This window comes from Variovorax ureilyticus (assembly GCF_037889935.1).
Classification (GTDB): domain Bacteria; phylum Pseudomonadota; class Gammaproteobacteria; order Burkholderiales; family Burkholderiaceae_C; genus Variovorax; species Variovorax ureilyticus.
On record NZ_JBBKZU010000006.1, the window covers coordinates 303,578 to 317,584 of the forward strand.

Genomic DNA, 14,007 nt, shown 5'->3' on the forward strand with positions numbered 1-14,007 from the left:
CTCCCCGCTATCATGTGGACGCCGCGCGCGATCTGTGCGCGGTGGAGCGCTTCGCGTTCCTCACACAACAATCTCAGGGAGTTAGTCATGTTCAAGAAGATCCTGGCCGCCACGGCCATGCTGTTTGCCGTCGCCTCCTGGGCCGCGGTCGATGTCAACAAGGCCACCGAAGCCGAGCTCGACAGTCTGAAGGGCGTAGGCCCGGCACTTTCCAAACGCATCATCGAAGCCCGCAAGCAGGGCGAGTTCAAGGACTGGGGCGACTTCATGAGCCGGGTCAAGGGCGTGAAGGACAAGTCGGCGACCAAGCTTTCTGGAGAGGGCCTCACGGTCAATGGGCAGTCCTTCAGCGGGCACGCGCCTGCGAACAAGGCCAAGGAGAACGATGCGAAGAAGGTGGTGCCGACCGCGCACAAGGCGCCGGCCAAGCCCTGAGATCCATCCATGCGCACATCGATGCGCTGAATCGAAGGCCGCCCTCGGGCGGCCTTTTCGCTTCCTTCGCTGACCCCGGGCCAGACCGGGCAAGTGGCAGGGAAATGCCCGAGCGATGGCGCACAACTTGCAACGTATGCTCCCCGTCGACTTTTCCACCATGCACATTCCGGAGAGCTCATGATTCACAAGTTCGGCATCGCCCTGGCGGGTCTCACCCTCGGTGCAGCAGCGTTCGCACAGGCCAAGTGGGACCTGCCCACGGCCTATCCGCCCGCGAACTACCACACCGAGAACATCGTCCAGTTCGCGAAGGATGTCGACGCGGCGACCGGCGGCAAGCTCAAGATCACGGTGCATTCCAACGCCTCGCTGTTCAAGGCGCCCGAGATCAAGCGCGCGGTGCAGAGCGGCCAGGCGCAAGCCGGCGAGATCCTGCTCGCCAACTTCGCGAACGAGAACCCGATCTATGCGCTCGACGGCGTGCCCTTCCTCGCCACGACCTATCCTGAAGCGAAGAAGCTCTACGGCGCTTCCAAGCCCGCGATGGAGAAGCTGCTTTCCGCCCAGGGGATCAAGGTGCTGTTCATGGTGCCCTGGGCGCCGCAGGGCATCTACTCGAAGAAGGAGATCGGCTCGGTGGCCGACCTGCGCGGGATCAAGTGGCGCGCCTACAGCCCGGCCACCGCGAAGATTGCCGAACTGATCGGCGCGCAACCCGTACAGATCCAGCAGGCCGAGCTCAGCGCCGCGATGGCCACGGGCGTGATCGAAAGCTACATGAGCTCGGGCTCGACCGGCTACGACACCAAGACCTACGAGAGCATCAAGAACTTCTACGACACGCAAGCCTGGATTCCGAAGAACGCCGTGCTCGTGAACGCCAAGGCCTTCGACACGCTCGACCCGGTGACCAAGGACGCGGTCACCAAGGCCGCCGCCGAGGCCGAAGTGCGCGGCTGGAAGACTGCGCAAGAGAAGAACGACGAGTACAAGCGCCTGCTGACCGAGCGCGGCATGAAGATCCACAAACCCTCGCCCAAGCTCGATGCGGACATGCGACAGGTCGGCGGCATCATGCAGGCCGACTGGCTGAAAGTCGCAGGGCCCGATGGCGCAGCCATCGTGGACGCCTACAAGAAGAACTGACCCATGACGCAGTCTTCGGCCGGGCGCCCCGCAGGTGTCGCTCTCGATGAGAGGCGCGCGGGTCGCGCTCGCGTGTGGCTCGATCGCCTGTACGACGGCGCCGGTGCACTGGGCGCAACCTGCGTGTTTGTCATCTTCGTGCTGATGGTCCTCGGCGGCGTCGGGCGTCAGATGAACTGGCATGTGAGCGGACTCAACGACGTGGTCGCGTGGCTGTGCGCCGCCGCCGGCTTCTTCGCCATGGCGCACGCCTTCCGTCATGGTGATTTCGTCCGCGTGACGCTGCTGCTCGAAGCCGCGTCGCCAAGGGTTCGGCGTGCGCTCGACGTCGGCTGCCTGCTGATCGCGGCGATCTCGGTGTCCTACCTGACCTATGCGGCCACCAGCTTCACCTGGGAGAGCCATGAGTTCGCCGAGATGGCCACCGGCCTCGTGGTGATACCGATCTGGATTCCGCAATCGACCTTCGTGCTCGGCTGCTGGCTGCTCCTGATCGCGATGATCGACGAGCTCGTGGGTGTGCTGCGCGGCGACAAGCCGAGCTACCAGCGCGCGGTCGAAGAACGGCATGCGGCAGGCGACTTCTCCTCCGATGTCTAGGCTCACCCCCAGGCTCGCGCACTTCGTGTCGCTCTCCACCCCCTCGCCGGGGGCAATCCCTGCGGCCCGGCAAAGCCGGTTCCGCGGGATTCCTGGTCTTGGCCGTGTCGGTTTCATGCGCCGCGAATCGCGGGGCACTCTGGTGGACCACTGAAATGCTCGAAACGCTTCTCATGGGCGCGCTGCTGCTCGCCATCATGCTGGTGCTGCTCGCCGGCGGCGTGTGGATCGCGATGACGCTCGCGATCGTCGGCTGGGTCGGCCAGGCCTTCTTCACCCAGACGCTGCCCGCCAAGAATCTCTTCTCTTCGTTCTGGGAGTCGAATGCCTCCTGGGAGCTTGCCGCGCTGCCGCTCTTCATCTGGATGGGCGAAATCCTCTTCCGCACGAAGCTGAGCGAAGAAATGTTCGAGGGCCTGCGGCCATGGCTCAACCGCGTGCCGGGGCGCCTGATGCACACGACGATCCTCGGCTGCGGCGTGTTCGGCTCGGTCTCCGGTTCATCCGCCGCGACCTGCGCGACGATCGCGAAGGTCGCGCTGCCGGAACTCGTGCGCCGCGGCTACAACGAGAAGCTCGCGATCGGCTCGCTCGCCACTGCGGGCACGCTGGGCATCCTGATCCCGCCGTCGATCACGATGGTGGTGTACGCCGTCGCAGCCGACGCGTCGATCATCCGCATCTTTCTCGCCGGCTTCCTGCCCGGGCTGCTGCTGATGCTGCTCTTCTCGGGCTATATCGGCTGGTGGAGCCTGCGCCATCCCGACCAGGTCCCGCCCGCCGATCCACCGACGAGCTTCCGCGAGAAGATCCGGCTCTCGGGCAACCTGATCCCCTGCACGCTCCTGATCGTCTTCATCGTGTGGGTACTGGTCGCCGGCTGGGCCACCGCCACCGAGTGCGCGGCGTTCGGCGTGCTGGGCTCGCTCGCGATCGCCGCATGGGGACGCAGCCTCACCTGGCAGAACTTCAAGGACGGGATCATGGGCGCCACGCGCACGAGCTGCATGATCATGTTCATCCTTGCGGGCGCGGCCTTCCTGACCAAGACCATGGCCTTCACCGGCATCCCGCGCGAGCTGGCGGAATGGGTGGACAGCATGCACCTTTCGCCCTACGCGCTGATCGGCGCGCTGGTGCTGGTCTATCTCGTCCTCGGCACCGCGCTCGACGGGATCTCGATGATCGTGCTGACCAGCGCCGTCGTGCTGCCGATGATCCAGAAGGCGGGGTTCGACCTCGTGTGGTTCGGCATCTTCATCGTGCTCCTGGTCGAGATCGCGGAAGTCACGCCGCCCGTCGGCTTCAACCTGTTCGTGCTGCAGAACATGACCGGCAAGGACAGCAATGTGATCGCGAAGGCGGCGATTCCGTTCTTCTTCTGTCTCGTGCTCTGCATCGCCCTGATCACGGTGTTCCCGAGCATCGTGACCATCCTGCCGGACGTCGTGATGGGCGCGGAGAAATAGGCGGCGCGGCACGACGACAATCGCCCCATGCTGCTGAACGTCCTCGTCATCTGTGTCTCCGCGTGCGTTGGCGCGCTGCTGCGCTGGGGCTTCTCCACCTGGCTCAACCCGGGCGGTTGGCTGCCGTGGGGCACGCTGGCCGTGAACCTGATCGGCGGCTACCTGGTCGGCCTCGCGATCGCAGGTTTCACGGCACTGCCCGACATCAACCCGGCATGGCGATTGGTCGTGGTCACGGGGTTCCTGGGTTCTCTCACCACCTTTTCAAGCTTCTCCGCCGAGGTCGTCGGCATGATGGTGGCCGGGCGGCCAGGAGACGCGGTGGTGACGGTCGCGCTGCACCTCGGCGGCTCGCTGCTGCTCACGTGGCTCGGGTTCAGAACGGTGCAATACCTCATGGCTTGAGCGGAGATCGCAGAGGGTCGATCGATAGAATCGATCGCAATGCCCCTTGTCTTTCTGGTCGCACTTCCGTTCATCGCCAGCGTGCTTGCCGCGCTGCTGCCCTCGGACGCGCGCAATCGTGAATCGACGCTCGCAGGGCTCGTCGCGCTGGGGTGCGCGGTGCAGACCGCGTGGTTCTTCCCGAAGGTCGCCAGCGGCGAAGTGATCCACCAGAAGATCGAGTGGCTGCCCGTCTTCGGACTCGATCTCGTCTTCCGCATGGATGGCTTCGCGTGGCTGTTCTGCATGCTCGTGCTGGGGATCGGAACGCTGGTGGTGCTGTACGCGCGCTACTACATGTCGCCGTCCGATCCGGTGCCGCGCTTCTTCTCGTTCCTGCTTGCGTTCATGGGCGCGATGGTGGGCGTGGTGCTGTCGGGCAACATCATCCAGATGGTGCTGTTCTGGGAACTCACCAGCCTCTTCTCCTTCCTGCTGATCGGATACTGGCACCACCGGCGCGACGCACGCCGCGGCGCGACCATGGCACTCGTGGTCACCGGCGCAGGCGGTCTGTGCCTGCTGGCCGGCGCATTGATCCTGGGACGCATCGCGGGCAGCTACGACCTCGACGTGGTGCTCGCATCGGGCGATGCGATCCGCGCGAATCCGCTCTACCCCGCCGCACTCGTGCTGGTGCTGCTCGGCGCCTTCACCAAGAGCGCGCAGTTCCCGTTCCATTTCTGGCTGCCGCGCGCGATGGCGGCGCCCACGCCCGTTTCGTCCTACCTGCATTCGGCCACGATGGTGAAGCTCGGCGTGTTCCTCATGGCACGCCTCTGGCCGGTGCTGTCGGGCACCGAGCCATGGTTCTGGCTGGTGAGCGGCGCCGGCGCGATCACGCTGCTGCTCGGCGGCTACGTGGCGATGTTCCAGCGCGACCTCAAGGCGCTGCTGGCGTACTCGACAATCTCGCACCTGGGGCTCATCACCCTGCTGCTGGGCCTGAACAGCCCTCTCGCGGCGGTGGCGGCGGTCTTCCACATCATGAACCACGCGACCTTCAAGGCGTCGCTCTTCATGGCCGCCGGCATCATCGACCACGAGAGCGGCACGCGCGACATCCGCAAGCTCAGCGGCTTGCTCAAGCTGATGCCGATCACCGGCACGCTGGCGATCATCGCGAGTGCGTCGATGGCGGGCGTGCCGCTGCTCAATGGCTTCCTGTCGAAAGAGATGTTCTTCGCAGAGACAGTGTTCATCGAGGCCACGCCGTGGGTGAGCCGCAGCCTGCCGATCGTCGCGACGATCGCCGGTCTCTTCAGCGTGGCCTATTCGGCGCGCTTCGTGTTCGACGTGTTTTTCGGCCCGCCCTGCGCGCCTCCCGAGGTGCCCAGGCAGCCGCACGAGCCGCCTCACTGGATGCGGGTACCCGTGGAACTGCTGGTGCTGATCTGCCTGGTGGTGGGGGTGGCGCCTGCCTGGTCCGTCGGCGCGTTTCTGGCGACGGCCGCACGACCGGTGGTCGGTGGCACCTTGCCCGAATACAGCCTTGCGGTATGGCACGGGTTCAACCTGCCTCTGCTCATGAGCTTCATCGCCCTGATCGGCGGCGGGATGCTCTATCTGATGCAACGCCGCGGCCGCGAGCGCGGCGCGCTGGCGGAAGCGACGCCATTGCTGCACCGCTTCGACGGCCAGCGCATCTTCGAGAACCTGCTTGCGCGGCTGAGCGAGACCGGTCGCCGCAGCCGCCGCATCCTTGGCACGCGGCGCCTGCAGATCCAGTTGCTGCTGCTCGTCGGCGTTGCGATCGCGGGCGCGGGCGCGTCGCTCCACTTCACGCCGGCCACGAGCGGTGCGCGCGAGTTGCTGCCTTTCTCGCCCATGTTCGCGATGACCTGGCTGATCGGCTGCACCTGCGCCATCGCCGCCGCACAGCAAGCCAAGTTCCACCGCCTCGCATCGTTGATGCTGGCCTCGGCCGCCGGGCTGGTGAGCTGCATCACCTACATCTGGTTCTCCGCGCCCGATCTCGCGCTCACGCAGCTCGTGGTGGAGGCGGTGACGACGGTGCTGATCCTTCTCGGCCTGCGCTGGCTGCCGATGCGCACCGCGACACCCGAGCCCACGTGGACCTGGCTGCGCCAGTGGGGTCGGCGCGGCCGCGACCTGGCGATCGCCATCACCGCCGGCGCAGGCCTCGGCTCGATCGCCTGGATGATGATGACGCGCACCTTCCCGCAAAGCATCTCGCCCTTCTTCCTCGACAACGCGCTGACGCGTGGCGGCGGCACCAACGTGGTCAACGTCATGCTCGTCGACTTCCGCGGCTTCGACACCTTCGGCGAGATCACGGTGCTCGGTGTCGTGGCGCTGACGGTCTATGCGCTGCTGCGCCGCTTCCGTCCTGCGCCGGAATCCATGGCGCTGCCGCCGCAGCAGCGCGCGCATCCGGACGACGGCAGCAGCGACCTGCTCAATCCGCGCCGCGCCAAGGACACCGCGGTCGGCTACCTGATGGTCCCGGCGGTGCTCGTGCGGCTCTTGCTTCCGCTGTCGGTGCTGGTGTCGGTCTACTTCTTCATGCGCGGCCACAACCAGCCCGGCGGCGGCTTCGTGGCGGGACTGGTGATGTCGGTGGCCTTGGTGCTCCAGTACATGGTGTCGGGCACCGAATGGGTGGAAGAGCATCTGCGCATCTATCCGCGGCGCTGGATCGCCGTCGGGCTGCTGCTCGCGCTGATCACGGGCGACGGCGCGATCCTCTTCGGCTACCCCTTCCTCACCACGCATACCGCGCATCTGCACCTGCCGCTCGTCGGCGAAGTGCATGTGCCGAGCGCGCTGTTCTTCGACACCGGCGTGTTCGCGCTGGTGCTGGGTGCCACCATGCTGATCCTCACCGCGCTCGCGCACCAGTCGATCCGCAGCCACCGCTGGTCCGACGAGCAGGCCGAGAAGGAAGCCGAGCGCGCCGTCACGGGCGAAGCCAAGGACGCAGCCTGATGGAAATCGTCCTCGCCATCGCCATCGCCGTCCTCACCGCCTCGGGCGTGTACCTGCTGCTGCGTCCGCGCACCTTCCAGGTGATCATGGGCCTCACGCTGATCTCGTACGCGGTCAACCTGTTCATCTTCAGCATGGGCCGCCTCAAGGTCGACAGCGAACCGGTGCTGACGCCGGGCTTCGCCGCCACGCTCGCCAACACGGCAGACCCGATGCCGCAGGCCCTGGTGCTCACCGCCATCGTGATCGGCTTCGCGATGACCGCGCTCTTCCTGGTGGTCCTCCTCGCCTCGCGAGGGCTGACCGGCACCGATCACGTCGACGGTGAAGAGCGCCGGGGGACCGACCCGTGACCGGCTTCTTCCACCTGGTCGACCGCATGCTCGAGTTCAGCATGCCGCACCTCGTCGCCGCGCCGATCCTGGTCCCGATGCTGACCGCCGCGCTCATGCTGCTGCTGCGCGAGGAGCGCCGCCGGACCAAGTCGGCGCTCAGCGTGGCCTCGGGCCTGATCGGCCTCCTGGTCGCGCTCGCGCTGCTGCGCTGGGTCAACGCGCCGGCGACCGGAGGCGGCCCCGGCTCGATCGGCGTCTACCTGCCAGGCAACTGGCAGGCGCCTTTCGGCATCGTGCTGGTCGCGGACCGGCTCTCGACGATGATGGTCGCGCTGACCGGTGTCGTGGCGTTCGCGGCCTCGATCTACTCGACCTCGCGCTGGGATCGCGCGGGCGTCCATTTCCATCCGCTGCTGCAACTGCAGTTGATGGGCCTCAATGGCGCCTTCCTCACCGGCGACCTGTTCAATCTCTTCGTCTTCTTCGAAGTGATGCTCGCCGCCTCGTACGGCCTGCTGCTGCACGGATCGGGACGCGGCCGCGTGCATGCCGGCCTGCACTACATCGCGATCAACCTCGCGGCGTCGTCGCTGTTCCTCATCGGCGCCGCGATGCTCTACGGCGTGACCGGCACGCTCAACATGGCCGACCTCGGCGTGAAGATCGCGCACATCAACCCAGCGGACCGCGGGCTGGTGCATGCGGCGGCAGCCATCCTCGCCACGGCCTTCTTCGCCAAGGCGGGCGCGTGGCCGCTCAATTTCTGGCTGGTGCCCGCCTACAGTTCGGCGGTCTCGCCCGTTGGCGCGGTGTTCGCGCTGCTGACCAAACTCGGCATCTACACCTTGCTGCGGCTCTGGACGCTGATGTTCGCCCCCGACGCCGGCGCTTCGGCGGGATTCGGGCAGCCCGTGCTGATCGCGATGGGCCTGGCGACGCTGTTCGTCGGCGCGCTCGGCATCGTGGGCACGCAGCGCCTGTCGAACCTCGCCGGCTTCAGCGTGCTGGTCTCGGCCGGCACGCTGCTGACCGCGGTCGGCTTCGGCCGGACGGCCGTGTGGGCCGGAGCGCTCTACTACCTGCTCAGCTCGACCCTGGCGGTGAGCGCCTTCTTTCTGCTGATCGACATGATCGAACGCTGGCGCAATGCCGGCATGAGCATCGCACCACACGAGGGGGCGGATGAGGTGCCCTTCCTTTCCGCCGACCTGCGGCATCTGGACAACGTGAACCTCGACGATGACGCGCAGGCGCTCTCCGGCCGCGCGATACCGGCCGGCGTGGCGTTCCTCGGGCTCGGCTTCGTCGGCTGCACGATCCTGCTCGCCGGCTTGCCACCGCTGTCCGGCTTCCTCGGCAAGTTCGCGATGCTGTCGGCTCTGCTCGACGCCAAGCGGGTCACACCGGCGGCCTGGAGCTTCCTGGTGCTGTTGCTGATGTCCGGCTTCTTCACGCTCATCGCGCTCAGCCGCACCGGCATCCGGCACTTCTGGACGCAGGAGCACGGCAACCTGCCGTCGCTGCCCGCCCTGGAGGTGATCCCCGTCGGGTTGCTCCTTGCCGCCTGCCTCGCGCTGGCGCTCGGCGCCGGGCCGGCCATGCAGCATGCGGTCGCCACGGCCGACGGCCTGCGCACGCCGACGGCCTATCGAGATGCGGTGCTGCATGCGCGCGAAGTGACCAGCCCGCCGTCGAAACCCGGAGTCGCCAGATGATCAAGCGCTGGCTGCCCTTTCCGCCGCTGTCGCTGGGCCTCTTCGTGGTCTGGCTGCTGCTCAACCAGTCGCTCGACGTCGCAACGCTGCTTCTGGCCGCGATCTTCGCCATTGCGGTGCCGCTGCTGACACAGTCGCTTCGCCCGCGAGGGACCGTGCGCATACGCCGGCCGGGCACGGCGGTGAAGCTCGCCTTCGTGGTGGTGCACGACATGGTCGAATCGGCGATCACCGTTGCGCGCCTTCTGCTGACCCGCCGCAATGACGAGATGCAGTCGCGATTCGTGCGCGTTCCGCTCGAACTGCGCGATCCCAACGCGCTCGCAGCGCTCGCGATGATCGTCTGCCTCACGCCCGGCACGGCGTGGGGCGAGATCTCGCTGGACCGATCGAGCCTGCTGATCCACCTGTTCGACGAGCGTGACCCGGAGGCCTTCATCGCGCTCGTGAAGTCGCGCTACGAGCGCCCGCTGATGGAGATCTTCGAATCATGACGCCAGTCCTCTTCTGGGCGCTCAAGCTCGCTCTCTTCCTGCTCGCGGTGGCGATGCTCTGCGCGGTCACGCGCCTGCTCATCGGCCCGACTGCGCAGGATCGCGTGATGGCGCTCGACTGCCTCTACATCAATGGCATGCTGATGATGCTGGTCCTCGGCATCAACTACACCAGCAACGTCTACTTCGAGGCCGCGATGCTGATCGCCTTGTTCGGCTTTCTCGGCTCGACGGCGCTGGCCAAGTTCCTGCTGCGCGGCGAGGTGATCGAATGACGCTCACCGCCAGCGATGGAGAACCGAAATGAACGGCCTCATCGCCACGCCACTGCCCCTGTGGGCGGAAATCCTGACCGCCGCCTTCGCGGTGCTGGGTGCCGGCTTCGCGGCCATTGGATCGTTCGGCCTCGTGCGGCTTCCGACCTTCTTCCGCCGCATCCACCCGCCCACGCTGGGTGCCACGCTCGGCGTCTGGAGCATCACGCTCGCGACCGTCATCTACTTCTCGGTGCAAGGTGGCAGCCTGTTCCTGCACGCCATCCTGATCACGCTTTTCGTGGCTTTGTCGGCGCCGGTGACCACCATCTTCCTGATGCGCGCCGCGCTCTTCCGCGAGCGGCTCAAGGGCGGCAACGTCCCCAGCGCAGATTCCCGCCAGCCCTGAAGACCGGGCCCCAGCCATGCAAAAAAGGCGGATCATTCCATCGCAATGTTTCCTGGAGTTCGTGCCATGAAGGCTCTCGTTCTGACAGCGGCGCTCGCCGTCGTCCAACTGGTCGCGTTGAATGCGCAGGCGCAGGTCTTCGGTGTGGACGACGGCGGCGCGGCGCGCACCGAGCGCGCCCGGCAAGGGAAAGCCGCCGCGCGCAATCCGCAGGCGAGCGAAGGCAATCCGATCCCCGATGCAGCGCCCAGGGCTTCGACCGACGAGCGCGCCGCGGCACGCGCCAAACGCGCCAAGACCGGCGCGCAGGCGGCGCGCGGACCTCAGATGGGCGAAGGCGATCCGATCCCTCGCCCTGCGCCCGCCACCAGCCGATAGCTCACTGCCGCGCGCGCAGGCCGCCGCGCGCACCATGATGTCGGCCACCCGTTGCATTGCAAACGACCGGCCCATGCCGCGAGCCTCATCGTGAGCACGAAGCTACGGCGTTCGCGGTGATTGATCGGCGACCCGAGCAGGGCTGGATGAGTTGCCGGCGGATGGTCGACGAATGCCGCCCGACGCGAAACCGTTCGCCCGCGCTTGCCTGCATCATTGGCGCATGCATCTGTCCGAATTCCTGCAGAACTACGGCTACCTCGCCGTCTTCCTCGGTGGCCTGTTCGAGGGCGAAACCATCCTCATGCTGGGCGCGTTCGCGGTGCACCAAGGCTATTTGTCGCTGGGCCCGTTGATTGCCTGCGGTGCTGCGGCGGCGTTCTGCACCGACCAGTTCTACTTTCATCTCGGTCGCCGCAAGGGCACGGAGCTGCTCGCGAAGCGCCCCAAACTGCGCTCGTACGTCGAGCGGATCGATGGTTTCGTCACGCGGCACCCGGTCGCGACGATCTTCGTGATGCGATTCGCCTGGGGCCTGCGGATCGCGATGCCGCTGACGCTCGGCATGGGCCGCATGGCGGCGCTGCCCTACGCCGCGTTCTGCGCGATCGCTGCGGTGGTCTGGTCCGCAGTGATCAGTCTGTTCGGGATCAAGGTCACGGGATGGATCCATGCCCTGGTCGGCCATCTGCGCCCCCACGAACACACGCTGATCGCCTCGGCGCTGGCGATCACCGTGGCGCTTGCATTGTTCAGGCAGTGGCGCACCCGGCGCTGAAGGCCGGGCGGAGAGCGGGCCGCTGGCGCGGCCCCACGTGGATCTCAGTCGTTTTCGCCGCGCTCGAGAATCGCGCGGTTCACGTACAGAGCGGCGAGCGTACACAGGGCGCCGGAGAGCAGGTAGACGCTGACATAGCCCAGGCCGAAGCTCGAAGACAGACCGAGCGCGACGAGCGGCGCGAAGGCGGCCCCGATCAGCCAGGCCAGATCGTTCGTCAGCGCAGCGCCGGTGTAGCGGTATTGCTTCTCGAAGTTCGCGGTCACCGCGCCTGCGGCCTGGCCGTAGGACAGACCCAGGATCAGGAAGCCCACCAGGATGAAGACGTCCTGGCCGAGCTTGCCGCCATCCAGCAGCGTCGGCGCGAAGCCGCTGAAGACCGCGATCAGCACCGCAAGGCTGCCCAGCGTGTTGCGACGGCCCATGCGGTCGGCGATCACGCCCGAAGCCACCGTGCCGATCGCACCGAGCAGCGCACCGACCATCTGGACCACCAGGAATTCGCTGATCGACTGGGTCGAGAACAGCGAGATCCACGAGAGCGGGAACACGGTGATCAGGTGGAACAGCGCGTAGCTGGCAAGCGCGGCGAAGGCGCCGATGACGATGTTGTAGCCCTGCGACCGCGTCATCTCCAGCACATTGGTCGGCTGGAGTTCCTTGGATTCGAGCGCGCGGTCGTATTCGTTGGTGGACACCAGTCTCAGGCGCGCGAACAGGGCCACGACGTTGATGGCAAACGCGACGTAAAAGGTGTAACGCCATCCCCAGTCGAGGAAATCCTCCGTCGAGAGGCTCGAGTAGAGGTAGGCAAACAGCGCACTGGCCAGGAAGAAGCCCAGCGGCGCGCCGAGCTGGCCCAGCATCGCATACCAACCACGGCGATTCGGCGGCGCATTCAGAGCCAGCAGCGATGGAAGACCATCCCACGACCCTCCCAGCGCCAGGCCCTGGCCCACGCGCAGGATCGACAGCAGCACGATCGACGCCGTACCCAGGCTGGCGTAGCCCGGCAGGAAGGCGATCCCGGCGGTGGAGATGCCAAGCAGGAACAGCGCCATCGTCAATTTGGCTTCGCGTCCGAAACGGCGCTGGACCGACATCGAGATCAACGTGCCGAGCGGCCGCGCAATGAAGGCGAAGGAGAAGATCGTGAAGGCGAGAAGCACCCCGTCGAGGCGGTTCTCGAACGGGAAGAACACCGCCGGGAACACCAGGACCGAGGCGATCCCGTAGACGAAGAAGTCGAAATACTCCGATGCACGGCCGATGACCACACCGACCGCGATCTCGGAGGGCGTGATGTGCGAGTGATCATCCCCTTGATGGAGGGTCTCGCTGATTTCGGTATGGGCGTTGGTGGGACTGATGCCGGACATCATCATTTCTGCAAAGGTTCGTAAGTCATCCTAGGACCCCGCGAGGTTCTCACCGATTCGGGATTGCCGCCATAGGACAAAACGTCCAATATCCGGCACCTGCCAAACCAAGTAGATTCTGGACTCTTTGCCCAGCAAAAGCTCACTCTTCGGCATGCCTCCCCTCACCAAACTCCGCGGACTGCTGTTGCTGCCGCTCGCCCTGTTGGCGGGCTGCAACATGGTGGTATTGAACCCTTCCGGCGACATCGCCCGCCAGCAAGGCCAGCTGATCGTCATTTCCACGGTGCTCATGCTCCTCATCATCGTGCCGGTGATCGGGCTGACCATATTCTTCGCCTGGAAATACCGCCAGTCCAACAAGGAGGCGAAATACCAGCCGGAGTGGGATCACTCCACCGAACTGGAACTCGCGATCTGGGCCGCACCGCTGATGATCATCATCGCGCTGGGCGCCATCACCTGGATCAGCACCCACACGCTCGATCCCTACCGTCCGCTGCGACGCCTCGAGGTCAACCGTCCGATCCCCGACAACGTGAAGCCCCTGACCGTCGAAGTCGTTGCGCTCGACTGGAAGTGGCTCTTCATCTACCCCGAGCAGGGCATTGCCACCGTCAATGAACTGGCGGCGCCCGTGGACCGGCCGATCGAATTCAAGATCACGGCTTCCTCGGTGATGAATGCCTTCTACGTTCCTGCGCTGGCCGGCATGATCTATGCGATGCCCGGCATGGAGACCAAGCTCAACGCGGTCATCAACCAGCCGGGCGAGTTCGAGGGCTTCTCCGCCAACTACAGCGGTGCAGGCTTCTCCGGCATGCGCTTCAAGTTCCATGGCGTGACCCACGAAGGCTTCGACCAGTGGGTCCAGAAGGCCCGCGCGGAAAGCACCGAGCTCAGCCGCGAGGTCTACCAGAAGCTCGAGCGTCCCAGCGAGCGCGAACCCGTGCGCCGCTTCGGCACCGTGGCCCCCGACCTGTACGACGCGATCCTCAACCGCTGCGTCGACCGCAACAAGATGTGCATGAAGCAGATGATGGCCATCGACGCGACCGGCGGCATCGGCGGCGCGCCCGGTGCGTACAACGTCGCCAGGAAGCCCTGGCAGCCTGATGAGAAGAATTCCCCGATCCGCAGCTACGTGACGGCCATGTGCACCGTCGAAGACCCTGCCGGCATCTCGATCCCGCGTACCAACTTTCGCATCGAAGAGTAA

At 66.0% G+C, this 14,007-nt stretch carries 15 protein-coding genes; 14 read left to right on the forward strand and 1 reads right to left on the reverse strand.

The genetic code is table 11. The annotated features are described in order from the left end of the window. Positions 1 to 87 precede the first annotated feature (87 nt). From WKW77_RS16070 to WKW77_RS16130, 13 genes are all read left to right on the forward strand, one after another. Positions 88 to 435 carry a ComEA family DNA-binding protein gene (locus WKW77_RS16070; protein WP_340357853.1) on the forward strand — a complete coding sequence of 116 codons (348 nt, stop codon included), beginning with the start codon at positions 88 to 90 and terminating at the stop codon, positions 433 to 435. Positions 436 to 615: 180 nt separating this feature from the next. Beyond that, positions 616 to 1,584 (forward strand): TRAP transporter substrate-binding protein, encoded by a 969-nt coding sequence (locus tag WKW77_RS16075; RefSeq protein WP_340357854.1) that lies wholly within the window; start codon positions 616 to 618, stop codon positions 1,582 to 1,584. Between the two features lie 3 nt (positions 1,585 to 1,587). Further along, positions 1,588 to 2,184 (forward strand): TRAP transporter small permease, encoded by a 597-nt coding sequence (locus tag WKW77_RS16080; RefSeq protein ID WP_340357855.1) that lies wholly within the window; start codon positions 1,588 to 1,590, stop codon positions 2,182 to 2,184. A gap of 155 nt (positions 2,185 to 2,339) precedes the next feature. After that, the gene (locus tag WKW77_RS16085) at positions 2,340 to 3,653 is read left to right on the forward strand and encodes a TRAP transporter large permease (RefSeq protein ID WP_340357856.1); all 1,314 of its coding nucleotides are present in this window, start codon (positions 2,340 to 2,342) and stop codon (positions 3,651 to 3,653) included. 27 nt (positions 3,654 to 3,680) lie between these two features. Continuing rightward, complete coding sequence (gene crcB, locus WKW77_RS16090; protein WP_340357857.1) at positions 3,681 to 4,058, forward strand: fluoride efflux transporter CrcB; 378 nt, start codon at positions 3,681 to 3,683, stop codon at positions 4,056 to 4,058. Positions 4,059 to 4,097: 39 nt separating this feature from the next. After that, positions 4,098 to 7,046, forward strand: coding sequence for a monovalent cation/H+ antiporter subunit A (locus WKW77_RS16095; protein ID WP_340357858.1), 2,949 nt, complete (start codon positions 4,098 to 4,100; stop codon positions 7,044 to 7,046). Continuing rightward, complete coding sequence (locus tag WKW77_RS16100; RefSeq protein WP_340357859.1) at positions 7,046 to 7,399, forward strand: Na+/H+ antiporter subunit C; 354 nt, start codon at positions 7,046 to 7,048, stop codon at positions 7,397 to 7,399. The genes WKW77_RS16095 and WKW77_RS16100 overlap by 1 nt, the downstream gene beginning before the upstream one ends. Before the next feature lie 41 nt (positions 7,400 to 7,440). Next, on the forward strand, positions 7,441 to 9,096 hold the full coding sequence (locus WKW77_RS16105) for a monovalent cation/H+ antiporter subunit D (protein ID WP_340358001.1): 1,656 nt from the start codon (positions 7,441 to 7,443) through the stop codon (positions 9,094 to 9,096). Then, positions 9,096 to 9,590, forward strand: coding sequence for a Na+/H+ antiporter subunit E (locus tag WKW77_RS16110; protein WP_340358002.1), 495 nt, complete (start codon positions 9,096 to 9,098; stop codon positions 9,588 to 9,590). The genes WKW77_RS16105 and WKW77_RS16110 overlap by 1 nt, the downstream gene beginning before the upstream one ends. Continuing rightward, positions 9,587 to 9,865 carry a K+/H+ antiporter subunit F gene (locus WKW77_RS16115; RefSeq protein ID WP_093163386.1) on the forward strand — a complete coding sequence of 93 codons (279 nt, stop codon included), beginning with the start codon at positions 9,587 to 9,589 and terminating at the stop codon, positions 9,863 to 9,865. Before WKW77_RS16110 ends, WKW77_RS16115 begins: the two co-directional genes overlap by 4 nt. A gap of 28 nt (positions 9,866 to 9,893) precedes the next feature. Continuing rightward, the gene (gene mnhG, locus WKW77_RS16120; protein WP_340357860.1) at positions 9,894 to 10,253 is read left to right on the forward strand and encodes a monovalent cation/H(+) antiporter subunit G; all 360 of its coding nucleotides are present in this window, start codon (positions 9,894 to 9,896) and stop codon (positions 10,251 to 10,253) included. Between the two features lie 66 nt (positions 10,254 to 10,319). After that, complete coding sequence (locus WKW77_RS16125) at positions 10,320 to 10,631, forward strand: hypothetical protein (RefSeq protein WP_340357861.1); 312 nt, start codon at positions 10,320 to 10,322, stop codon at positions 10,629 to 10,631. Positions 10,632 to 10,854: 223 nt separating this feature from the next. Next, entirely contained in the window at positions 10,855 to 11,409 is a 555-nt protein-coding gene (locus tag WKW77_RS16130) for a DedA family protein (RefSeq protein WP_340357862.1), read from the forward strand. A gap of 44 nt (positions 11,410 to 11,453) precedes the next feature. Here WKW77_RS16130 and WKW77_RS16135 read toward each other — a convergent pair whose 3' ends face one another. Continuing rightward, entirely contained in the window at positions 11,454 to 12,794 is a 1,341-nt protein-coding gene (locus tag WKW77_RS16135) for an MFS transporter (RefSeq protein WP_422823201.1), read from the reverse strand. Positions 12,795 to 12,942: 148 nt separating this feature from the next. Between WKW77_RS16135 and cyoA the strand changes: the two genes are divergently transcribed. Continuing rightward, positions 12,943 to 14,007: a ubiquinol oxidase subunit II gene (cyoA, locus tag WKW77_RS16140; RefSeq protein ID WP_340357864.1), complete on the forward strand. Its 1,065-nt coding sequence runs from the start codon at positions 12,943 to 12,945 to the stop codon at positions 14,005 to 14,007.